24 protein-coding genes are annotated in these 20,944 nt (G+C 65.3%); 6 read left to right on the forward strand and 18 right to left on the reverse strand.

Features of this window, described 5'->3' with window-relative positions; all coding sequences use genetic code 11:
• Positions 1-14: 14 nt before the first annotated feature.
• The 10 genes from V9L18_RS08875 to V9L18_RS08920 form a co-directional block, all read right to left on the reverse strand.
• Positions 15-971 carry a hypothetical protein gene (locus tag V9L18_RS08875; RefSeq protein ID WP_337346831.1) on the reverse strand — a complete coding sequence of 319 codons (957 nt, stop codon included), beginning with the start codon at positions 969-971 and terminating at the stop codon, positions 15-17.
• Positions 972-1,092: 121 nt separating this feature from the next.
• A complete protein-coding gene (locus V9L18_RS08880) occupies positions 1,093-1,311 on the reverse strand; it encodes an NF038396 family protein (protein ID WP_108600216.1) in 219 nt (72 codons plus the stop codon).
• Position 1,312: 1 nt separating this feature from the next.
• Positions 1,313-1,897: a dihydrofolate reductase gene (locus V9L18_RS08885; protein WP_337346832.1), complete on the reverse strand. Its 585-nt coding sequence runs from the start codon at positions 1,895-1,897 to the stop codon at positions 1,313-1,315.
• Positions 1,894-2,697 carry a thymidylate synthase gene (locus tag V9L18_RS08890; RefSeq protein ID WP_337346833.1) on the reverse strand — a complete coding sequence of 268 codons (804 nt, stop codon included), beginning with the start codon at positions 2,695-2,697 and terminating at the stop codon, positions 1,894-1,896. The genes V9L18_RS08885 and V9L18_RS08890 overlap by 4 nt, the downstream gene beginning before the upstream one ends.
• 82 nt (positions 2,698-2,779) lie before the next feature.
• Entirely contained in the window at positions 2,780-3,172 is a 393-nt protein-coding gene (locus V9L18_RS08895) for a GntR family transcriptional regulator (protein ID WP_337346834.1), read from the reverse strand.
• Entirely contained in the window at positions 3,169-3,363 is a 195-nt protein-coding gene (locus V9L18_RS08900) for a hypothetical protein (protein WP_337346835.1), read from the reverse strand. The genes V9L18_RS08895 and V9L18_RS08900 overlap by 4 nt, the downstream gene beginning before the upstream one ends.
• Before the next feature lie 7 nt (positions 3,364-3,370).
• Complete coding sequence (locus V9L18_RS08905; protein WP_337346836.1) at positions 3,371-4,339, reverse strand: NUDIX hydrolase; 969 nt, start codon at positions 4,337-4,339, stop codon at positions 3,371-3,373.
• A gap of 10 nt (positions 4,340-4,349) precedes the next feature.
• A complete protein-coding gene (locus V9L18_RS08910; RefSeq protein WP_337346837.1) occupies positions 4,350-6,599 on the reverse strand; it encodes an RNA degradosome polyphosphate kinase in 2,250 nt (749 codons plus the stop codon).
• Positions 6,600-6,729: 130 nt separating this feature from the next.
• Positions 6,730-7,701: a mycothiol synthase gene (mshD, locus tag V9L18_RS08915; protein ID WP_337346838.1), complete on the reverse strand. Its 972-nt coding sequence runs from the start codon at positions 7,699-7,701 to the stop codon at positions 6,730-6,732.
• 232 nt (positions 7,702-7,933) lie between these two features.
• Entirely contained in the window at positions 7,934-8,632 is a 699-nt protein-coding gene (locus V9L18_RS08920) for a winged helix-turn-helix transcriptional regulator (RefSeq protein WP_337346839.1), read from the reverse strand.
• Positions 8,633-8,977: 345 nt separating this feature from the next.
• On the opposite strand from V9L18_RS08920, the gene V9L18_RS08925 reads away from it, so the two are divergent.
• The 6 genes from V9L18_RS08925 (at position 8,978) to V9L18_RS08950 (ending at position 14,392) form a co-directional block, all read left to right on the forward strand.
• Positions 8,978-9,745 (forward strand): permease, encoded by a 768-nt coding sequence (locus V9L18_RS08925; protein WP_337346840.1) that lies wholly within the window; start codon positions 8,978-8,980, stop codon positions 9,743-9,745.
• 168 nt (positions 9,746-9,913) lie between these two features.
• The gene (locus V9L18_RS08930) at positions 9,914-10,528 is read left to right on the forward strand and encodes an FABP family protein (RefSeq protein WP_337346841.1); all 615 of its coding nucleotides are present in this window, start codon (positions 9,914-9,916) and stop codon (positions 10,526-10,528) included.
• An 86-nt stretch (positions 10,529-10,614) separates the two neighbouring features.
• Entirely contained in the window at positions 10,615-11,337 is a 723-nt protein-coding gene (locus tag V9L18_RS08935) for a flavodoxin family protein (RefSeq protein ID WP_337346842.1), read from the forward strand.
• 41 nt (positions 11,338-11,378) lie between these two features.
• Positions 11,379-12,464, forward strand: a complete 1,086-nt coding sequence (ygfZ, locus tag V9L18_RS08940; RefSeq protein ID WP_337346843.1) for a CAF17-like 4Fe-4S cluster assembly/insertion protein YgfZ — start codon at positions 11,379-11,381, stop codon at positions 12,462-12,464.
• Complete coding sequence (locus tag V9L18_RS08945) at positions 12,461-12,871, forward strand: ankyrin repeat domain-containing protein (RefSeq protein WP_337346844.1); 411 nt, start codon at positions 12,461-12,463, stop codon at positions 12,869-12,871. Before ygfZ ends, V9L18_RS08945 begins: the two co-directional genes overlap by 4 nt.
• 3 nt (positions 12,872-12,874) lie before the next feature.
• A complete protein-coding gene (locus V9L18_RS08950; protein WP_337346845.1) occupies positions 12,875-14,392 on the forward strand; it encodes a DHA2 family efflux MFS transporter permease subunit in 1,518 nt (505 codons plus the stop codon).
• 23 nt (positions 14,393-14,415) lie between these two features.
• Here the strand turns inward: V9L18_RS08950 and V9L18_RS08955 are convergent, their stop codons facing one another.
• The 8 genes from V9L18_RS08955 to V9L18_RS08990 all read right to left on the reverse strand — a co-directional run bounded on the left by V9L18_RS08955 (position 14,416) and on the right by V9L18_RS08990 (position 20,943).
• Positions 14,416-15,132, reverse strand: a complete 717-nt coding sequence (locus V9L18_RS08955; protein ID WP_337346846.1) for a GNAT family N-acetyltransferase — start codon at positions 15,130-15,132, stop codon at positions 14,416-14,418.
• Positions 15,133-15,234: 102 nt separating this feature from the next.
• Positions 15,235-16,260, reverse strand: a complete 1,026-nt coding sequence (locus V9L18_RS08960; RefSeq protein ID WP_337346847.1) for an ATP-dependent 6-phosphofructokinase — start codon at positions 16,258-16,260, stop codon at positions 15,235-15,237.
• A 98-nt stretch (positions 16,261-16,358) separates the two neighbouring features.
• Positions 16,359-16,991 carry a response regulator transcription factor gene (locus tag V9L18_RS08965; protein WP_337346848.1) on the reverse strand — a complete coding sequence of 211 codons (633 nt, stop codon included), beginning with the start codon at positions 16,989-16,991 and terminating at the stop codon, positions 16,359-16,361.
• Positions 16,988-18,304, reverse strand: coding sequence for a sensor histidine kinase (locus V9L18_RS08970; protein ID WP_337346849.1), 1,317 nt, complete (start codon positions 18,302-18,304; stop codon positions 16,988-16,990). The genes V9L18_RS08965 and V9L18_RS08970 overlap by 4 nt, the downstream gene beginning before the upstream one ends.
• Before the next feature lie 58 nt (positions 18,305-18,362).
• Positions 18,363-19,229 (reverse strand): ABC transporter permease, encoded by an 867-nt coding sequence (locus V9L18_RS08975; RefSeq protein WP_337346850.1) that lies wholly within the window; start codon positions 19,227-19,229, stop codon positions 18,363-18,365.
• Positions 19,226-20,203: an ABC transporter ATP-binding protein gene (locus tag V9L18_RS08980; RefSeq protein ID WP_337346851.1), complete on the reverse strand. Its 978-nt coding sequence runs from the start codon at positions 20,201-20,203 to the stop codon at positions 19,226-19,228. The genes V9L18_RS08975 and V9L18_RS08980 overlap by 4 nt, the downstream gene beginning before the upstream one ends.
• Before the next feature lie 188 nt (positions 20,204-20,391).
• Entirely contained in the window at positions 20,392-20,649 is a 258-nt protein-coding gene (locus tag V9L18_RS08985) for a PspC domain-containing protein (protein WP_337346852.1), read from the reverse strand.
• A gap of 3 nt (positions 20,650-20,652) precedes the next feature.
• The gene (locus V9L18_RS08990) at positions 20,653-20,943 is read right to left on the reverse strand and encodes a hypothetical protein (RefSeq protein ID WP_337346853.1); all 291 of its coding nucleotides are present in this window, start codon (positions 20,941-20,943) and stop codon (positions 20,653-20,655) included.
• Position 20,944: the final 1 nt, after the last annotated feature.

The raw sequence follows: 20,944 nt of genomic DNA on the forward strand, positions 1-20,944 counted from the left end.
AACGAAGTCAATTTTCACCAGTTCCAGGGAAGAAGCTTGGCCGGATCCTTGGCCACGGCGGTGACGCCCTCACTGACCCTGTCGGCCACCCATTCGGCCCCGTCGGCGATTTTTTCCCGGTTTTCCCATACGGCAATCCCTACGTTGGCGGCGATCAGGAACGGCTGCTGGGGACCAGGGAAGAGAGCGGCCGCCCCTAAGGCAGCCTTCGTCGTGCTCCAGACGCCGTCGCCTATCTCACCCTTGGAGAAGCTGTTGACTGCGCTGCCCGCGTCGATGACTGCGCCGAGGCCGCCAAGGACGTTTCCAAAGGTCTTCACGCTTTTGAGCGCAGAAAAAACCTTGTCCGAGCCTTCGGTGAGATCTGCCGCGCTGTCCAGGGCCTTGGCTGCCTTGGTAAATAGTGGCGAGTCCAACGTATCCCAGAACTTGTTGGTGGTGCCGGCGAAGTTGAACGCGTTATGCCAGCTGGCAAGTTCGGTGCCTGCCTGAAGGGGCAGGCTTATCGTTCGCAGCGTGTCCGGTACCACCTTGTAGACCTCCCACGGCTTTGCCACGTAGGTGTCCCACCAGGTGTCGTCCTCCTCGTGCTCCCAAAAATAGGGATCCCGGGACGGCCCGACGCCGGAGTCAACTCCGCCGTTCCCGGATGTTCCGCTTTGTCCCCTGGAGCCCGGCCCGCCGCCGGATCCAGGCGCCGCATTGCTCGCCTTCTCCTGCTCGGTGGCGTTCTCCAGCAGTTTCTTGGACTCCTGCTTGAGCGCGGAAGCCGCTTGCTGGAGCAGCGCACGGTGGCTGCCGTTCCAGTCGGAACGGAACATGGCAGCGTCCTGGCCCTTCCAGGAAGGGTTGTTGTTGATCTGGTTGCTCAGCAGGGTTGACTGCTGGAGCAGGGTGTCGGACGCCTTGCCGAACTGCTGCGCCAGCGTCCGGAGCTCGGCGACGTCGGCGCCCCACATGTTTCCTGCCACAAGGCATCATCCCCCAAATGTCTCTGCAGCAAATATTCGTCAGGCTGCCTGCACAACTCTAGTAGCGGAGCAAAAGGCCCGCGATGGGCTGTCCTCCCCATCCGCCCACCGGCAAAACGCGTCAGCCGCGGTCGCTTTCCTCCAGCACGGCAGCCTTACGCGCACGCAAGGCAAAGAAGGCACCAAACGCGAACACCTGCGTCACCACCACCAGCACGATTGCTCCGGCGATCTTGTTGCCGCCCAGGATCATGGTCAGTCCAACAATGGCGGACAGCAGCGCCAGCAGCGGCAGCAGCATATACCCGAGGACAAAGAGGGTTTCCGGTTTCTTCAGCATCTCAGCCCGCCGTCCGTACCCATTTGGTGAACCTGTATTGAGTCCCGTTGGCAGCCGTGAGCCAGCCGTCCGGCGGAACGGAAGCAGCCGCCTCCCAGGTTTCGCCAAGCTCGGGGGCGAAGGTGTCGCCGTCGGCCTCCATATCGATGGTGGTGACCACCGCGACGTTGGCGAGGTCGGTGGACTGGCGGAACACTTCACCGCCGCCGAGGATCCAAACGGTCTCGCCGCCGTCGACGAACTGGGATTCCAGGAGGGCGTCATCCAGGGAAGGAACCACGACGGCGCCCTCTGCCTCGGGTGACTCCCCCCAGCCTTTTTGCCGCGTAATGACGATGTTGGTCCGGCCGGGGAGCGGTCGATACTTATCCGGGAACGACAACCAGGTCTTGCGCCCCATGATCACCGGGTGTCCCATGGTGAGCCGGTTGAAGTGCTTCAGGTCCTCCGGCAGGTTCCACGGCATGTCGCCGTCCTTGCCGATTACTCCGCCGGACGTTTGGGCCCAGACCAGGCCGACGCCCGTGACGGAGCCGGCGAGTTCCTCGGTGAAGGCCTGGGGATCTGCGGTGTTCTCGGTGCTCATACGGCGATCGGAGCCTTGATCGTGGGGTGGTGCTGGTAACCGACCACTTCGAAGTCCTCCAGCGTGTAGTCAAAAATCGACGCCGGCTTCCGCGTAATGACCAGCTGCGGGTACTCGTAGGGCTCGCGCTCCAGTTGCTTGAGGACCTGGTCCATGTGGTTCTCGTAGATGTGGACGTCCCCGCCGGTCCAGACAAATTCGCCAACACCCAGCCCCGCCTGCTGCGCCACCATGTGGGTCAGCAGTGCGTAGGAGGCAATGTTGAAGGGGACCCCCAGGAACATATCCGCGGAACGCTGGTAGAGCTGGCATGAGAGCTTGCCGTCCGCGACATAGAACTGGAAGAACGCGTGGCACGGCGGCAGGGCCATGTCCTTGAGTTCCGAGACGTTCCAGGCGGACACGATGTGCCGGCGTGAGTCAGGGTTCGTCTTGAGGTTCTCCACCAGCTCCGCGATCTGGTCGATATGTCCACCGTCAGGCGTGGGCCAGCTGCGCCATTGGACGCCGTAAACCGGTCCGAGTTCGCCGTCGGCGTCGGCCCATTCGTTCCAGATAGTTACGCCTTGGTCCTGCATCCACTTCACGTTTGATTCACCGCGCAGGAACCACAGGAGCTCCACGGCCACGGACTTGAAATGGACGCGTTTCGTGGTGATCAGCGGGAAGCTGGTGGCCAGGTCGAAGCGGATCTGCCGGCCGAACACGCTGGTGGTGCCCGTTCCCGTACGGTCGGATTTGTGCGTGCCATGGGCCATGACATCGCGCAGGAGGTCTTCATAAGGCGTTGGGATGCTCACGGCTAAAGTCTACCGGGGAGGCAGCCCGAGGCCGTCGGCGACATCGCGGCGCGGCCGAAAAACGCCGTAGCCAGTGAGGCCGTCAGCCCTTCCTCAGCTTTCCGCGGACCAGGTCCAGCAGCAACTCATCGCTGAGCCGGGCGTCCCGGCCCGAACGGACCAAGAGGTCGACGGCGGCAGTCACCGCTTCGGGCACGGTGCCGCCTGGCAGTCCGGAAGCGCTGCCATGTGCCGCGCGCGCCACAACGGTGCCGTTCCGCCGTCGGGACTCTAGGAGTCCGGCTGCTTCCAGCTCCTTGTAGGCCCTGGCGACGGTCCCCGTAGCGATGCCCAGGTCCGCGGCAAGGCTCCGGACCGTGGGCAGCCGGCTGCCCACCGGGAGTGCGCCGGTGGCGATCAGGGAGCTGATTTGGGAGCGGATCTGCTCATACGGCGGGGTTGCCGAGCGCAGGTCCACGGAGATTCCGGCGTTCACCGTGACCCTTCCGGCACGGACTGCGCCGGGGCTGCAGGAACCCGGGCGAATCCCCTGACCGGGATAATGGCGATGACGACCCCCACAGTGGTGAGCGCCGCCCCCACGACGGCACCGGGCTGCCAGGTGGCGGAGGACGCAGGCGGTCCCAGCAGCGGCGGGAAGGCATTGCTGGCTGTTATGAGCAGCACCCCGCCTTTAGTCGTCAAACGGTTTGAACTGCTCCACGGCGACGATCCGCTGCTTGCTGTGGTGTGAAACGTGGAACACCAGGATTTCTCCCGGCGCGAGGTAGGGATCGGACGTTGGCAGGAGCCCGCGCAGGCGGCCCGGCATCGCTTTTCCCAGCTGGTCAAGGACGGTCGGCAGTGCAGGCCGGTGCGTGCAGACGGCAACGCCGCGCTGTTTGTCCAACAGCGTTGACACAACGGCAGCGGTTTTCTTCGGGTTCCGGGCGTGCCGGTGTTCGGTCAGGGCATCCACCAGCTTGATCTTTGCGTCCACGGCCTTGGCATACGGCGCGATGGTGGCAACACAGCGCAGCCACGGACTGCTGACCACGCGTTGCGGCTTCCAGGCCTGCAGCAGGCGCCCCACGGCCTGCGCCTGCCTGATCCCGGTGGCGGCCAAGGGCCGCTCTCCCTCGGCCTTGGACCAGGATGAACGCGGCTTGGCTTTGGCATGCCGCACCACAATCAGTGGCCAGGTAGCCAGTTCGTGGCGTTCGTGGGCTTCCCGGAGATACTCAAGCGGAGCGACGTCGGACGGGTTGGACAGCAGCGCCGCAGCCTTCTCGGGAGCGCACCACATAACACTGTCAACTTCCTTGCCGTCGGGCCGAAGGGTTGCCCCGTTCACCTGGACGGCCCAGTAGTGGACCACTTTCAGGCCCGTGGCCACGTGATAGTGGATGGGCGGAAGCGGGATGCCCAGCTGGGCGGTGAGGCCGATTTCCTCCTGGATCTCGCGGACGGCACATTCGGGGATCGTCTCGCCGGCGTCAATCTTGCCTTTGGGCCAGGACCAGTCGTCATAGCGCGGCCGGTGGATCAGCAGGACCTCTAAACGGTCCTTATTGATCCGCCACGGCAGGGCGCCGGCAGCAGTAACTGCTACCGGCTCGCCGGGATGGTCTGTCTGGTCTGCTACCGGTGTATCGCTTGCCAACACCGCTGCCCTACCGGCGGCTCAAGGAGCGCTGGCGCGGCCTCGATGCAAGCAGCCAGGACTGGACGTCGTCGAGGTGGGTGCCGTCGTCGGCGATGTGATGCCGGGTCCAGTCACCCTGGTTGTCCAGGTGCCAGCTCGCCGTCTCCGGGTCCATGTACCGGCGCAGCAGGTCCAGGACGTAGGTGACGTCATCCGGGCTGGCGAGCTGCACCAGGGCCTCGACCCTGCGGTCCAGGTTACGGTGCATCATGTCGGCCGAGCCGATGTAGACCACAGGATCGCCCCCGTTCGCGAACGCGAATACACGGGAGTGCTCCAGGAACCGGCCCAGCACGGAGCGCACTGTGATGTTCTCACTCAGGCCCGGAACGCCGGGACGGAGCGAGCAGATGCCGCGGACAATGACATCGACGTTCACCCCTGCCTGAGAAGCGCGGTACAGGGAATCGATGATCGCCTCATCCACCATGGAGTTGACCTTGATCTGGACGCGGGCCGACAGTCCGGCGCGGGCGTTGCGGATCTCGGTTTCGATGCGGTCAATGAGTCCGGACCGGACCGACCTGGGAGCCACGAGCAGGCGCTTGAACGTTGACTTGGGCGCGTAGCCGGAAAGCTGGTTGAACAGCTTGGAAAGATCCTCGCCCACCTGGTCATTCGCTGTCAGCAGGCCCAGGTCCTCGTAGTAGCGCGCGGTCCGCGGGTGGTAGTTGCCGGTGCCGATGTGGCAGTAGCGGCGGAGGCCGTCCACTTCCTGCCGGACAACCAGTGACAGTTTGCAGTGCGTTTTGAGGCCCACGATTCCGTAGACCACGTGGACGCCGGCCTGCTCCAGCTTCCGTGCCCACGAGATATTTGCCTGCTCATCGAACCGGGCCTTGATCTCCACCAGGGCCAGGACCTGCTTGCCAGCCTCGGCAGCATCGATCAGGGCATCAACAATGGGCGAGTCACCCGAGGTCCGGTACAGGGTTTGCTTGATGGCCTGGACCTTGGGATCCGCGGCCGCCTGTTCCAGGAAGGCCTGGACCGAAGTGGAGAAGGAGTCGTAGGGGTGGTGGAGCAGGATGTCGCGGCGGCGCATGGCAGCGAAAACGTTGGCCGCCTTGGATGTCTCGGACTCGTTGAGGTACCGGGACGTGTGCGGCACATGCTTGGGGTAGTGCAGGTCCGCCCGGTCTATGCCGGCGATGACGGACAGTCCGCGGAGGTCCAGCGGCGCGGGGACTGAGTAGACCTCGGACTCTTCCACACCGAGCTCGCGGATCAGCAGGGCACGGATGTTGGGGTTAATGTCGTGCGTGACTTCGAGGCGGACGGGCGGGCCGAACCTGCGGCGCAGCAGTTCCTTCTCCAGCGCCTGAAGGAGGTTTTCGGCGTCATCCTCTTCCACTTCCACGTCTTCGTTGCGGGTGACCCGGAAGATGTGGTGTTCCAGGACTTCCATCCCAGCGAAGAGCTTGTCCAGGTGCACCGCGATGACTTCTTCGAGGGCAATGAACCGGGCAACACGTCCAGCGACGGCGCCGGCACGCGGTCCGTCGATGGAGATCAGCCGCGGAAGCTGATCAGGGACCTTGACGCGGGCGAAGAGTTCCTTGTCGCTGACGGGGTTTCGCACCACTACGGCCAGGTTCAACGACAGCCCGGAGATGTAGGGGAACGGGTGGGCGGGGTCCACGGCCAGCGGCGTCAGGATGGGGAAGACTTTCTCGGCGAACATGGCGCTGAGTTGCTGCTTTGCGGCGTCGTCCAGTTCATCCCAGTGCATCACGTGGATGTGCTCGTAGGCCAGGGCCGGACGGATCTGCTCGGCGAAGACCTGGGCATGGCGCTGCTGCAGCCGGTGGGCTTCCTCACCGATCTTCTCCAGGACTTCCACCGGGCTGAGGCCGGCGGGGGAGGGCACAGCCAGTCCTGTGGCGATGCGCCGTTTCAGTCCGGCCACGCGGACCATAAAGAACTCGTCCAGGTTGGAAGCGAAGATGGACAGGAAGCTGACCCGCTCCAGCAGGTGGAGCGTGGGATCCTCAGCCAGTTCCAGCACCCGGGAGTTGAAGGCAAGCCAGCTCAGCTCGCGGTCAAGGAACCGGTCGGGCCGGATATCGCCCTCAGGCTCGAGGTTGGGGGCGAACTCCGGGATGTCGATCCGGTCCTGCGTGGCACGCGATGCCGGAACTTCGGATGAACCAAAACGTGCCCGGACCGGCACGGCGGCGCCTTCGGACGTGACTGTTCCGGCGGGTTCCGGCTTCATGGGGTCTCCTCTTACCTGGCGCTGGATGCTGGCTCTCACGGCCGGCGCGGTTCTGTTTCAACCTTACAAGCATTCAGCGGCGCGGACCCCTAGATTTCGGGCGCTGGAAGTCGTGCGTCAGTCGATTGGACTAACCCGCCTTGACCGGGGCGTACATCACGTCCATATCCCACCGTGTGAACCCGAGATTTTGGTACAGGCGCACGGCCGGGGCGTTGTCGGCGTCGACATAAAGCATGACGGCGTTCAGGCCCAACACCTGGAGATGGCGGATGCCTGCCACCGTCAGTGCTTTGCCCAGTCCCATTCCCTGCGCGGCAGGGGAGACGCCGACGACGTAGACCTCACCGATCGCCGGGTGGTCACCGTGGCGGGGGTGGACCTTGGTCCAGTGGTAGCCCAGCAGCCGGCCTGACCCGTCCACGGCCAGGAGGAACCCCGCCGGATCAAACCAGTCCTCGGCCATCCTGGCGTCCAGGTCGGCGCGGGTCATTCCGCCCTGCTCAGGGTGGTGGGCGAATGCCTCACGGTTCGCTGCCAGCCAGGCGTCCTCGTCCTGACCCGGCACAAAAGCACGCAGTGAAACCCCGTCCGGAAGGCCGGCGTCGGGAAGATCAGAGGAGGCAGTCGCGAGCCGCATCTTCCACAGTTCCCGGACCGGGCCGAAGCCGTAGCGGGCGGCAAGATCCGCCGCTGCCTCGTGATTGCCATGGGACCAGGCCTTCAGGCCGTCCAAGCCGCGTGTTGTTTTCAGCGCACCCACGAGGCGATCGGCGACGCCTTGGTTGCGGTAACTCGGGTGAACTGCGATCTCCAGCACCCCGCCGCCGTCGGACTCTTCCACCACCACGGCGAAGCCGGCCAGGTCCTGCCCCGTTGCGGGATCCGAGTCCTCGTCCGGAGCGTACAGGGCCAGGCTCAGCAAGGAGTGCTCAGCGGAATCGCCGGCGCGGAGTGTGACCACCGTCTGTTCGGACAGCGAAGGATTGCCGTCGGATTCCTCGGCCGCAGCCAGGAGGCCACTGAAGTCCTTCAGTAACTGGTCATCCACACTGCCTCTGACGACGAGGACGGGCCATTTCTCCGGATGTGCTGGGGTCATGAAGCTAGGCTATACGCCCCGGCCGTAGCTCTGCCGATTTGATAGGTGCGTGGCTTGACCGTATAGTCGGTATCCGATCCGGGGGAGCAGCACAACGCCGGATCCGAGGGGGATCCACCAGTGGGGTGGCCTCGATACGTTCGACCCGTATGTCCTCCACAACGAAGACTCATAAAACAGAACAGCCCTGGACAGTAGTCCGGGGCTGTTCTGTTATGGAACTGGGTCAGGTTCAGGCTTCCGTGAGTTCGTCTTCCTGCTGCCTTACAAGAGTAAGCCGGTAACCCACGTTCCTTACGGTGCTGATCAGGTTCTCGTGGTCTGCGCCAAGCTTGGCCCGGAGGCGCCGGACGTGGACGTCGACGGTCCGCGTGCCGCCGTAGTAGTCGTAACCCCAGACCTCGGTCAGCAGCTGTTGGCGGGTGAACACGCGTCCCGGATGCTGTGCAAGGTACTTCAGGAGTTCGAATTCCTTGAAAGTCAGGTTCAGGGGAGCGCCATTGACGCGGGCCGTGTAGCTCGCTTCGTCGATGACCACGCCGGCGGCCCGGATTTCGGTGGGGGCGTCGTCGGTGTCCGGAACGGCCCGTGCCACGGACAGCCTGATGCGGGCCTCCACCTCGGCGGGCCCGGCGGAGTCCAGCACGATGTCGTCCACGGCCCAGGCAGAGGAAACCGCAGCCATGCCGCCCTCGGTCAGGATCAGGACCAGCGGGGCGCTCAAGCCGGTGGCTTTCAGGAGCTGGGTCAGCGAACGGGCACCTACCAGGTCCTTACGGGCATCCAGCAGCACAATGTCGCATGGATCAGTCTCCAGCAGCGCGGTGGGTTCGGCGGCCAAAATGTGCACGCGGTGGTTCAGCAGTTCAAGGGCAGGCAGGATGTCCACCGATGAGCCGGTGCTGTTCGTCAATAACAGGATGTGCGACATTATTCCTCCAAGGGCCGTCCGCGCATCTTTGGGCGACTGAACCGGGTTTTCACCGGCCGGTACTGTCTCACTGCTGCGGTCTGGGCCGTCGATCGAAAATCCGGCCGGCAACCGAAGCAGGAAGCGTAGCTGAGCTTTGAGTATACCCAACCGCCCCTTAACAGACACTGATCGGGCCATCCTCCGTGTCCGTTTTGCGACACATCGCGGTCACATAGGGCAGGATTGAACACAGGGGCACTGTGCCCTGCCGGGGGCTGAACCGCCTCCCGGTCGCCAGCCAGAATGGGAATGCCGCGAATTGGGTGCAGAGTTGAAGCCGCGCACGTCAGAGCCAGGTCCCGCATGAGCGCGGATCTGCAAGCCCCGGTCCGTTCGCTGCCCTCGTGGACAATCGGCGCCTTTGGCATGGCCGGGCTGGCCGCCATTATTGCCGGGGTGTACACGTCTCCGGACGCATTGCTCGCTGTCGCGGTGGTTGCGGCGCTCGCTGTCGGCGTCGGCTGGCCCCACTTCCTCCGTATTCCGGCGAAAAAGACCCTGGCCGCTGTCATTGCGCTGCCTGGTGTTGGATCGGCGCTCGCGGCAGCTTATGCCCCTGCCCCAGGTTTCCTGGACTGGACACCTGCGTTCATGGCGCTGGGCATGATGGCCGTGTTTGTGGTGCAGCTCATCCGCGGCACAGGCCAGGCCCAGCGGCTCGAATCCACCTTGGGCTGCTGCGCCGGCGTGCTGCTGTCCTGCCTTGGTGCGGGCTGGATTGCCGGGGCCCGTTTCAACGGTGTCCGGGAAATGATGCTGGTCGCAGCCATCAGCGCCGCCGTTGCCCTGTTGGCTGGCCTTATCCGCTGGCCCGACAGCATTGTGGCCCCGCTCGGCATTGTGATGGCTGGGCTGGCCGGGCCACTTGCCGGCCTGGTTTTTTCCGACATCGCCGTTCTGCCGGCCGCGGTATTCGGGGTGGTAGTGGGTGCGGTGCTGGTCAGTTTCCGTCGGCTCGTCACACTCCGGGGCGCTCCACTTAACATTCCGGCGGCTCTTAGTATGGGTCTTGCACCCGTCTCAGCCGTGGGTTCGTTGGCGTACTTCATAGACAAACTACTCATCTACTAGGCGTTAGGATGGCATCATGTCCGTACTTGCATTTGAAATCTTCTTCCTCGTCCTGCTCGGTATCGCCAGCCTCGCCATGGCCTGGTTTGCGGGATTCGTCGTCTACCGCCTCTTCAAAGGCCAGAAGTAGACCGTTCAACAAGCTAGCCGTTTCCCGAGGTAATTGCTGTGCCGATTGAGATTCCCACAGATCTGACCCCCGAACTCGTCCCCCTTTCCTGGCTCATTGGTGAGTGGGAAGGCAGCGGCCGGCTCGGCAGCGGCGACGAGGACTCGGAACACTTCTTCCAGCACGTGTCCTTCACGCACAACGGTCTGCCGTACCTGCAGTACCGGGCGGAGAGTTGGTTAACGGCCGAGGACGGCACGCGCCTGCGGCCCCTGACCGTTGAGACAGGCTTTTGGGCACTGGAGCGCAAGCAACTCGACGCCGACGGCGGCCCGGGCCTGATCCCGGCGGACATCGTTCCGGCCCTCAAGAGCGCCGACGAGGTCGAAGCCCTGCGCAACAAGGATGGCGGGTTCGATATCTCTGTCTCGATCGCCCACCCCGGTGGCATCTCCGAACTCTATTACGGACAGATCAAGGGACCCCAGATCCAGCTCACTACCGACATGGTGATGCGCGGCAGCCACTCCAAGGACTACAGTGCCGCCACGCGGATTTTCGGCTTGGTGGACGGGAACCTCCTCTGGCGCTGGGACGTCGCAACCGGTGGAACATCGCAGCCGGGCAAGGGGCTTGAGGCGCATGCCTCCGCCTTCCTGAAAAAGGTTTCCTGAGACTTATTCATGACGCCCGCGGGGTCGTGGCCCTCAGTACACTTGGCTTCCTAGGCTTCACCCGCGAGTGAATCACAGGGAGCACTATGGCTGCACAGCAGAACGCCACGGATTACAGCGATCTGAAGGCACTGTTCTTTAATGGCACGCTGAAAAGATCCCCGCAGACATCCAACACCGAGGGCCTGATCAACGTCAGCCGCCTCATCATGGAAAAGCAGGGTGTCAGCACCCGGATCATCCGGACCGTGGACCATGACATCGCGAGCGGCGTGTACCCGGACATGACAGAGTACGGGTGGCCCACTGATGAGTGGCCCGAGCTGTACCCTGCGGTGCAGGAAGCCGACATCGTGGTGGTGGCGGGCCCCATCTGGCTGGGCGATAACTCCTCGCAAACGAAGAAACTCATCGAACGGCTCTACGCCCACTCGGGGCAACTGAACAGCAAGGGGCAGTGGGCCTTCTATCCCAAAGTCGGTGGCTGCCTCATCACCGGCAACGAAGACGGCATCAAGCACTGCTCCATGAACGTCCTCTACAGCCTGCAGCACATCGGCTTCACCATCCCGCCACAGGCGGATGCCGGCTGGATCGGTCCGGTGGGCCCGGGTCCGAGCTACTTGGACGAAGGCTCCGGCGGCCCCGAATCCGACTTCACCAACCGGAACACAACATTCATGACCTGGAACCTGTTACATTTCGCCCGGATGCTCAAGGACGCCGGCGGAATTCCCGCCTACGGCAACCTTCCTGAAGAATGGAAAGCCGGAACGCGTTTCGATTTCGAAAACCCGGAATACCGCTAGCGTCACCGGAATACTCACTGACCAAAGGACGTTGCCCCAGTATGACTACTCCCAGCCCACTGCTGTCGCGCCCTGGTGCCGTCGAGGGCGCCGGCGCGGACGCCGGCGTCGCAGCCCACTACGGTGAGCCCCTGCGCGAGCAGCGCGCCCTCGCAGCCGGCACCGCCGTCGTCGACCTCTCCCACCGCGGCGTGGTGACTGTCAGTGGCCCGGACCGGCTGTCCTGGCTGAACACCCTGTCCTCGCAGCAGGTCACGGGCCTGCAGCCCGGGGACTCAAGCGAACTGCTCCTGCTGAGCGTCCAGGGCCGGATTGAGTTTGACGCCCGGGTGGTGGACGACGGCGGGACCACCTGGCTGATCGTTGAGGCCGCCGAGGCCGGGCCGCTGGCGGAATGGCTGAACAGGATGAAGTTCATGCTGCGCGTAGAAATTAACGACGTCTCTTCAGACTGGGCAGTACTCGGCTCCACGCAGGAAGTGCAGGAATGGTCAGGCCTGCAGGCCTGGCGGGATCCCTGGCCCCAGGTAGGCGTCGGCGGTTACTCCTACGCGGTGGTTCCCGAAGACAGGCACCCCGGCCTGGAACGCCCTTGGTTCGAGTACCTTGTGCCAGCCGCTGAGCTGGAGCAGACGGTGGGGGACCGGCCGCTCGCGGGCGTGTTGGCAGCAGAAGCCCTCCGCATTGCGGCCTGGCGTCCCCGGCTGGGCGCAGAAACCGATGACAAGACCATTCCGCACGAACTGGACCTCCTCCGCACCGCGGTGCACCTGGCCAAGGGCTGCTACAAGGGCCAGGAGACCATCGCCCGCGTGCACAACCTGGGCCACCCGCCGCGCCGCCTGGTCTTCCTCCAGCTGGACGGGTCGCAGCACACCATGCCCGCTCCCGGCAGCCAGGTCCTGCTGGGCGAGCGGCAGGTAGGCGCGGTAACCTCCGTGGCCCAGCACTATGAAATGGGCCCGGTGGCACTGGCCGTCATTAAGCGGTCCGTTGCCCCCGATGAAATACTGACGGTAATGGACGGCGAGGAACCGTACACCGCCGCCCAGGAAGTGATTGTCGCCCCCGACGCCGGCCAGGTAGTGGGGCGCCCGACAGGATTCCTGAGGGGGACCCGCTCATGACAGAAAACACTGCACCCGGCCCGGCCGCACCTGACGACGAAACGCTGGAGCTCGCGCACAAGCTGTTCCAGGCAGCCAGGGAGGGCGACACCGGGCTCCTGCGCGGCTACCTGAGCGCGGGCGCGCCTGCCACCATGACCAACGCCGCCGGGGATTCCCTGCTTATGCTTGCCGCTTACCACGGCCATGCGGACACAGTACAGCTGATCCTGGAGCACGGGGCCGAGGCGGACACCGCCAATGACCGCGGCCAGACGCCGCTGGCCGGTGCGGCGTTCAAGGGTTACGCGGACGTCGCCCGGGTCCTGCTGGAGGCAGGAGCCGATCCCGACGCCGGCACGCCGTCGGCCCGGGCGGCAGCGCAGATGTTCGCCCGCACGGAGATCCTTGACCTGCTGGGCAACTGACGCTTGGAAAACGTAGCACGGCCCTGGCCAGCCCTGTGGTCGCTGGTGATCGGGTTCTTTATGATCCTGATCGACACCACCATCGTCTCGGTGGCCAACCCCAGCATCATGGAGGGGCTGGGAACGGACATCAACGCCGTCATCTGGGTGACCAGCGCCTACCTTCTCGCCTACGCCGTGCCGTTGCTGATCACGGGCAGGCTGGGTGACCGGTTCGGCCCCAAGAAGCTGTACCTCCTGGGCCTGGTGGTCTTCACGATGGCATCCCTGTGGTGCGGACTGTCCGGCGATGTCCAGTCCCTCATTACTGCCCGCGTCCTGCAAGGCCTGGGCGCTGCCATGATGACGCCGCAGACCATGGCCGTCATCACCCGGATCTTCCCGCCTGACCGCCGCGGTGCAGCCATGGGGCTCTGGGGAGCCACCGCCGGCATGGCCACGTTGGTAGGCCCCATCCTCGGGGGTGTCCTCGTGGACAGCCTCGGCTGGGAGTGGATCTTCTTCATCAACGTCCCGGTCGGGATCGTGGGCTTCATCCTCGCCTGGCGCTTCGTCCCGTCCCTCAGTACCCATCCGCACCGGTTCGACATTCCCGGCGTGCTGCTCAGCGCCGTCGGACTTTTCCTGCTTGTCTTCGGCATCCAGGAGGGCGAGACCTATAACTGGGGTACCATCGCCGGACCCGTGAGCGTCTGGGGCCTGATCATCTCCGGCCTGGTGGTGCTTGCCGGCTTCATCGCCTGGCAGCGCTACAACAAGGGTGAGCCGCTCCTGCCGCTGGACCTGTTCCGTGACCGCAACTTTTCGTTGGCGAACATCGGGATCACCACGGTGGGGTTCACGGTGACCGCCTTCGGCTTGCCGCTGATCTTCTATTACCAGATGGTCCGGGGCATGACGCCCACCCAGTCAGCCCTGATGATGGTGCCCATGGCGCTGATTTCCGGCGGACTCGCCCCGGTGGTTGGCCGGATCATCGACCGCGTCAATCCCAAATACATCACGTCCGGCGGCTTGGTCCTGATGGCCGTTGCCTTGGCGTGGAACTCGGTCCTGATGCACCCGGACACGCCCGTCCTGCTGTTCCTCCTGCCCAGTGCCGTGCTGGGTTTCGCCAACGCCGGCATCTGGGCTCCCTTGAGTTCGACGGCGACGCGGAACCTTCCGCCGCGGCAGGCCGGTGCGGGCTCGGGCGTCTACAACACCACGCGCCAGATCGGGGCCGTGCTGGGCAGCGCGGCCATCGCTGTGCTGATCCAGGCGCGCCTCGCGGCGGAACTTCCTGCCGGGGGACCCGGGACGGACAACATGGAATTCTCAGGCCGGCTCCCGGAATCCCTCCATGAGGGATTCTCGACGGCGATGGGCCAGTCCATCCTGCTGCCGGCAGCCGTGATCCTCGTCGGGGCGGCCGTGGCCCTGTTCTTCGCCAAACCCAAGGCTGTGCACGGCTGGAGCACGCCGCAGGCTGCTGCCGCGGACACGCCAGGCGCTGCGGCGGAGGGCGCAAGCCGGCCATAGCCCTTTGCCGGGCAGCGCCGGGATCAGCCCAGGTGCACGCTGGTCTGGATTCCGCCGGTGGACAGCCCGAGCTTTCGGGCCAGGGCCACGCAGCCGGTGTTGCTGACTTCGGCACGCCATTGGACGGTGAGTCCTGCCGCGAGCGCCTCGTGCGCTGCAATGGAGGCAGCCAGCGACCCGAGCCCCCGGCGCCGCCATTCCGGATCCACCAGCACTCCGAGGTGGCCCAGCAGGCCCTCCCACTCCGAGTAGGCGCCGCACGCCACCGGGACCCGCCGGCCGTCCACCTCATGGACGATCGTGTACCGGTTTTCCAGGTCCGAGAGCCCCACTTCGTTGACATCGTCCGGCGGGCACAGCCCCTCGAGCTCGATCGCCTCCGGGTTGCCGTGGGACACTGTCAAATCTTCGGAAGGTTGCTTCAGGGGCAGGTCGTCGGCGAAAAATAGGGCTGCGGCCCCGAGGCCGTGGCCTCCATGGGAGCGGGTCAGGGTCAGCAGCGTGACATGCTGGGCCATTTCCTCGTCCGGGATGCCGGCGGCTGCGTCAATGACCCACTGCGGGCCCACCAGCGCCGAGCTGCCGAAAAGCCGGACGAACTCCACTGTCCGGACCGAGTCGTCGGCCCTGACGATCCGCTCGCCGGAGGCAAGGGACGCAGTGAACGCGTCGTCGTCGAGCCCTAGGCGCCTGGCCCACGCGAGCTGGATGATGGCAGCGGATCCGGGGTCAAGAGTCATGTGCCCAGCCTACCCAGCACAGTGAAGCGCGGACGTACGGTCACGGCCCCGCGTCGAAAGGGGGCGGTAACTGTACGTCCGCGCTGGTCCGTGCCGCTTGGCTCAGCCGAACAGGACAGCGGCCTCGTCGTAGCGGTTCTGCGGTACGGTCTTCAACTGGCCCAGCGCTTCGGCGAAGCCGACGTGCTGGATGTCGGTGCCCTTGAGTGCCACCATGGTGCCCCAGTAGCCTTCCACCACGGAGTCGATGGCCGCCATGCCCAGCCGGGTGGCCAGGACGCGGTCGAAGGCGGACGGCACACCGCCGCGCTGGATGTGGCCGAGGATCGTGGCGCGGGTCTCGATGCCGGTGCGCGCCTCAAGCTCGGGCGCCAGTTGGTCCGCGATGCCGCCCAGCCGGGGCCGTCCGAAGGTATCAAGGCCGCGTTCGGAGTGGGGCGATTCCATGTGGTCCGGCACGAAGCCCTCTGCCACCACCACGAGGGGCGCACGGCCACGGTCGTGGGCCTCCTGCACCCATTCGGTGATCTGTTCGATACTGACCTTCTGCTCCGGGATCAGGATGGCATGCGCACCGGCTGCCATGCCGGCGTGAAGGGCGATCCACCCTACGTGGCGGCCCATCACTTCGGCGATCATGCAGCGGTGGTGCGATTCGCCGGTGGTGCGCAGCCTGTCGATGGCTTCGGTGGCGATCTGGACGGCGGTATCAAATCCGAAGGTGTAGTCGGTGGCGTCGAGGTCGTTGTCGACAGTCTTGGGGACACCCACGATCTTCAGTCCGGCGTCAGTGAGGCGCTTGGCGGCAGCGAGCGTTCCCTCACCGCCGATGGCGATGATTGCATCGATGCCCATCCGGTCCATGTGGGCCTTGATGACTTCCGGGCCTCCGCCGTTCTCGAACGGGTTGGTGCGGGAAGTACCCAGGATGGTGCCGCCCTGCTTGGCGATGCCGCGGACCATGGTGCGGGGGATATCGATGATGTCGCCTTCAACGACGCCGCGCCAGCCGTCCAGGAATCCCACGAATTCGTGGCCGTGGATGGCGATGCCCTTCAGGACGGCTCCGCGGATAACGGCGTTCAATCCGGGGCAGTCGCCACCGCTGGTAAGAATTCCAATTTTCATGTCTCGGCTCAAATCCTGGTGTGAAGGTTTACAGGCAGAGCGCCACGCTGAGCTCACCCTAGATTCTAGTGGGCGGTGTGGGGTACGACACAAACTGGTTACAAAAGGCCCCGCTCCATGGCGAGGACCACAGCCCGGGTCCTGTCGTCCACGTCCAGTTTGTTGAAGACCCTCAGGAGGTGGGTCTTAACCGTCGCTTCGGCGATGTGCAGCCGCGCGGCCACCTCGGGGTTGCTCAGCCCCTGGGCTACGCAACGGAGGACCTCCACCTCCCTGGCGGTCAGCCGGGGCAGTTCCGGGGACCGCATCCGGGAGACCAGCCTGGCCGCAACCGGCGGCGCCAGGACGGTCTCACCACGCGCCGCGGCGCGGACGGCCTCGATGATCCGGTCCCCGGGCGTGTCCTTGAGCAGGTAGCCCACCGCGCCCGACTCCACTGCGCGCATGATGTCGGAGTCGTCGTCGTACGTTGTGAGGACCAGCACCTTGGTGCCGGGGAATCGGTCCCGGATCTGTTCCGTGGCGCCGGCGCCGTCCAGGACGGGCATCCGCAGGTCCATCAGCACAACGTCCGGCCGCAGGCGGCTGACGGCGTCCACCGCCTCCTGCCCGTTGGCGGCGTCAGCCACCACGTCAATGCCGGCAGCGGTGTCAAGAAGGGCGGCAAGGCCGCTCCGCACCACGGGGTGGTCGTCGGCCAGGACTACCGTGACCGTTCCGGCGGCGTTCATGCCCCGGCTCCCGGTGTGTGCGACCGTGGACGCAGGTCCGCGTCGCTGGGCGCCTGTGCCGCCGCGTCATCACGCCGGGGTCCACTTGCCAGGGCGGCTGGCCCCGCCGTCGGGACGACTGCCACCAGCCGGGTGCCGCCGGACGATGAAGTCACCTGCAGCCGGCCGCCGATTTCGGCCAGCCGGGCCGCCATGGACCTCAGGCCGAACCCTTCGTGGTCAGCCGAGGGGTCAAATCCGTGCCCGTTGTCCGTCACGGTCAGCCGCAGCAAAGGTGGATCTCCTGCCGGGACGTCCACGACCAGCTCCGCGGTTGTCGCTCCGGAATGCCTCCGGACATTGTTTAGTGCTTCCTGGGCCGTCCGAAGGAGGGCAACCTGCTGCGTGGACGGGAGCGGCGGCAGGCGGTCCGGCAGGGCCACGTTGAGCCGCATGCTGTCCAGGTGCAGGGTGTCCGGAAGGCGCCGCAGTGCGGCCAGCAGGTCGCCGCCCTGGACGTCGGACGGGACGCCCGAAGCCACCAGGGCACGGGCCTCGGCCAGGCTTTCCCGGGCGGTCTGGGAGATGGCCGAGAGGCTCCGGAGCAGTCCCGTTGGATCCTGCGGTTGTGTCCTGAGCTGGGCCTGTGCGGCTTCGGACAGCATGGCGATGGAGGTAAAGCCCTGTGCCAGGGTGTCGTGGATTTCCCGTGCCATCCGTTCCCGCTCAGCCAGTGCCCCGCGTGCCTGCTCGGCAACGTCGAGCTCATGGCGTGTTGCGTCAAGTTCGGCCAGCAGTTCGGCCCGCTGTTCGCTCTGTTCGATGACTTTGGAGATCCAGAGTCCAATCATGCAGCTGGCCACGAACGACGTCACCAGCTGGGCCGTAATGCCGTAGACCTCCGTGCCGCTCAGCCCCCAGCGGCTGACTTGCCCAACGGCCACGCCCACGCAGAGCAGGGCAGTGGCAGCCACGCCCTGGCGCTGCGTGCCTGTAAACATCCAGACCTGGGGGAAAGCCACAAACAGCAGGACGCCTGCGCCGTCGTACACGAACGAGAGGAGCACAACCACCGTCACGAGGAGCGCCACATAAATGGTGGGGCGTGCCGTCCGGAGATCCCTGGTGCGGGTGAGGAACGGATAGGCAATGCCCAGCAGCAACAGCGATCCAATCACCAGCGGCGTCGCTGAATCCCGCCCATCGCCAAAGAGCGCGAAGTAGGACACGCTGGCCAGAGCGGCGTAGAAACCCGCGTGCCACCAGAGCATGGAAGTGGTCCATACCGAGCGGGCGGGCAGCAGCCGCTCGGTCCGTCCGCTGATATAGCTCATGGGTGCACCCTATCGGCGCGACGGCGGGCAACCAAGATCGCTCCCGCCGCTGTTCCGGTTACTTCTGTGGCGGCCACTTGAACGCCAGCCTTGCCAGGACCGCACCGGCCGCCACCCAGACACCCAGCACGAGGAACGTCAGCGGGAGGTTGTAGGTTGCTCCCGGCTCCACGGCCTCAAAACCGGCAGGCAGGAAGACGGACCGGAAGGCGCTCGCCGTCCACCGCAGGGGGAAGAAATTGCTGATGGACTGCAGCCAGTCCGGAAGCTGGGAGAACGGGAAGTACACCCCGGAGGTGAAGGACAGCAGCAGTACCGGCAGGACCGCGAGCGTCGAGGCGCTCTGGGCGGACTTGGGCAGGGCCGTGAAGGCTATCGCCACGGTGGCCCAGGCGGCCGTGGCGAGAACCATCAGCAGCGCCACGAGGCCCCACTGCCCTGCCTCCCGGGGGAGCGGCACGTCAAACAGGACTGTGGCCGCCAGCAGCAGGAGGGCGGTCTGGGCCACGATCAGGTAGAGCGTCTGGCCCGTCTTTCCGATGAAGTAGGAGGCGGCCGGCAACGGAGTCCCTGCAAGCCTCTTCACTGTGCCGTTGAAACGCTCGGTTGCCACATAGCTGCTGAGGTTCTGGAAGCCGCTGAGGATGGTGCTCAGGGCCAGCATGCCTGGCAGGTAATAGTGCGCCGGGGTGATGCCGCCCTGCCCGTTCGGATCCGCCCCGAAGACCGGTTCATCACCGAACACTGTGCCAAAAAGGGACATCATCAGGATCGGGAAAAACAGCACGAGGACCAGTGACAGCACATCCCGGTTAAATAGCTTGATCTCCAGCAGGATCCGGCCAACCCCCAGGCGCAGGACTGAGGGACGCCAGGCCGGGCGGCCGGCTACTGGGCCGGCGGATGCCGGCAATGCGTGGCTCATCGGAGGGCTCCTGTCCTGGAGTGTGTTGCCTTGTCCGGCGGTATCGCCTGGTCTGGCGAAGGTTCGGTGTGGTCCGGACGCCCGGCCTCATCGGCGGCGCCGATGAGTTGGAGATAGATGTCCTCGAGGCTGGGACGGACGACGGCGAGCTCCGCCGGCTCGGTTGCGCCGCCGTCGGACAGAGAGTGGACCAGCGCCGCGGGGTGCTGGGTCACCACTTCACGCAGGCCCGAGGCATCCCGCCAACGGACCCGCGGCACGCGGAGGCCGGGGCCTCCGATGTCCGCCGGGCTGCCTTCGGCGATCATCCGGCCGTGGTTTATCACGCCGATCCGGTCCGCCAATTGCTCGGCCTCGTCAAGGTAATGGGTGGTGAGCACAATGGTGGTGCCACCCTTGCTCAGCCGGCGGATAAGATCCCAAAACTGCCTCCGGGCCTCGGGATCGAATCCTGTGGTGGGTTCATCCAGGAACAGGACTTCGGGGTTGCCGATAATCCCGAGGGCAACATCAAGGCGTCGTCGCTGACCGCCCGACAGGGTGGAGATCCGGACGCCGCCTTTGCCCCCGAGGCCCACTGCTTCGATGACCTCATCCACCTTGCGGGGCGCGGGGAAACAGGCAGCCAGGGACCGCAGTGCCTCAGAGACCCGAAGTTCCCCGGAATCGGTAGCTTCCTGGAGGACGATCCCGATCCGGGCGCGGAAAGCTGGGTGGGCCTTCCATGGCCGCGTGCCCAGGACGCTCACCTCGCCGCCGTCCGGTTTCCGGTGTCCTTCAAGCATCTCGATCGTGGTGGACTTGCCCGCCCCGTTCGGACCTAGGAGGGCGTACGTTTCGCCGGTCCGGATGGCGAGGTCCAGATGGTCCACTGCAGTGAGGATGCCGCCTTTGGGCAACCTGTACGACTTGTTGAGGCCGCGGACGGTGATGGCATCAGGGGAGTGCCGCTCCGGGCCGGTTGAAGAGTTCATGCTTCCAGCGTGGCAGTCGGGGGCCAGCTGCCAACAGGTCCGGCCGGTTGAATCCTGTGTCCACCGGCCGGTGGACACAGGCAGGGAATCGCGTGTGCAGGAATCGCACGTACAGCCGGCACCGAAAAGGCCCCCGTCCGCGGAGTTCCCATGGTGGGTGCTCGCGGACGGGGGCCCGTTTGGAAGGGTCAGGATCCGTTAATGGACCGGCGGTCCAGGAAGGTCTGCAGCGGGATGGAATTCCGCTGGTCCGGAAGGATGAGCCACGCCGCGACGTAGAAGACCACGGCGGGTCCGGGGAGGAGGCAGAAGACCAGGAACGCGATCCGGACAAAGGCCACATCCACGTTGAGCTTGGCCGCTATTCCTCCGCACACGCCGCCCAGCCAGCGCTCGGGACCGCGTTTCAGGCCGAAGCCCCTGACGATGCTGAAAAACTTGTCCATGGTTCAAGACTTCCCTGTTGTGGGCTCGTTGTCACGTTTCCGTGCCGAGAGCAGCCCGCCAACCACCAACGCGGCACCGGCTCCGATCATGAGGCCGATCAGCACGTAGGTTCCGTTCAGGGTAACGACTCCCAGTTGGGCGATGATGATCAGGACGGCCAGTGCCAGGACCACGAGGCCCCAGACCACGGTTCCCACCCTGGTAGTTGCGGGAGCAGCGGGTTCTGTCCGGGCGGACTCCGCCGTCGGCGTTTCCTTGGTGTATGAATCCGGTGCCGGATCAACGTTGCTCATG

Origin of the sequence: Pseudarthrobacter sp. CCNWLW217 (assembly GCF_037203985.1) — a bacterium.
In the GTDB taxonomy this organism is placed as follows: Bacteria; Actinomycetota; Actinomycetes; order Actinomycetales; family Micrococcaceae; genus Arthrobacter.

Excerpts from the sequence above, each read along its gene's own strand:
- V9L18_RS08880 (WP_108600216.1), bottom strand. The coding sequence starts at position 1,311 with ATGCTGAAGAAACCGGAAACCCTCTTTGTCCTCGGGTATATGCTGCTG.
- V9L18_RS08885 (WP_337346832.1), bottom strand. The coding sequence starts at position 1,897 with ATGAGCACCGAGAACACCGCAGATCCCCAGGCCTTCACCGAGGAACTC.
- V9L18_RS08910 (WP_337346837.1), bottom strand. The coding sequence starts at position 6,599 with ATGAAGCCGGAACCCGCCGGAACAGTCACGTCCGAAGGCGCCGCCGTG.
- mshD (WP_337346838.1), bottom strand. The coding sequence starts at position 7,701 with ATGACCCCAGCACATCCGGAGAAATGGCCCGTCCTCGTCGTCAGAGGC.
- V9L18_RS08920 (WP_337346839.1), bottom strand. The coding sequence starts at position 8,632 with ATGTCGCACATCCTGTTATTGACGAACAGCACCGGCTCATCGGTGGAC.
- V9L18_RS08925 (WP_337346840.1), top strand. The coding sequence starts at position 8,978 with ATGAGCGCGGATCTGCAAGCCCCGGTCCGTTCGCTGCCCTCGTGGACA.
- V9L18_RS08935 (WP_337346842.1), top strand. The coding sequence starts at position 10,615 with ATGGCTGCACAGCAGAACGCCACGGATTACAGCGATCTGAAGGCACTG.
- ygfZ (WP_337346843.1), top strand. The coding sequence starts at position 11,379 with ATGACTACTCCCAGCCCACTGCTGTCGCGCCCTGGTGCCGTCGAGGGC.
- V9L18_RS08945 (WP_337346844.1), top strand. The coding sequence starts at position 12,461 with ATGACAGAAAACACTGCACCCGGCCCGGCCGCACCTGACGACGAAACG.
- V9L18_RS08955 (WP_337346846.1), bottom strand. The coding sequence starts at position 15,132 with ATGACTCTTGACCCCGGATCCGCTGCCATCATCCAGCTCGCGTGGGCC.
- V9L18_RS08960 (WP_337346847.1), bottom strand. The coding sequence starts at position 16,260 with ATGAAAATTGGAATTCTTACCAGCGGTGGCGACTGCCCCGGATTGAAC.
- V9L18_RS08965 (WP_337346848.1), bottom strand. The coding sequence starts at position 16,991 with ATGAACGCCGCCGGAACGGTCACGGTAGTCCTGGCCGACGACCACCCC.
- V9L18_RS08970 (WP_337346849.1), bottom strand. The coding sequence starts at position 18,304 with ATGAGCTATATCAGCGGACGGACCGAGCGGCTGCTGCCCGCCCGCTCG.
- V9L18_RS08975 (WP_337346850.1), bottom strand. The coding sequence starts at position 19,229 with ATGAGCCACGCATTGCCGGCATCCGCCGGCCCAGTAGCCGGCCGCCCG.
- V9L18_RS08980 (WP_337346851.1), bottom strand. The coding sequence starts at position 20,203 with ATGAACTCTTCAACCGGCCCGGAGCGGCACTCCCCTGATGCCATCACC.
- V9L18_RS08985 (WP_337346852.1), bottom strand. The coding sequence starts at position 20,649 with ATGGACAAGTTTTTCAGCATCGTCAGGGGCTTCGGCCTGAAACGCGGT.
- V9L18_RS08990 (WP_337346853.1), bottom strand. The coding sequence starts at position 20,943 with ATGAGCAACGTTGATCCGGCACCGGATTCATACACCAAGGAAACGCCG.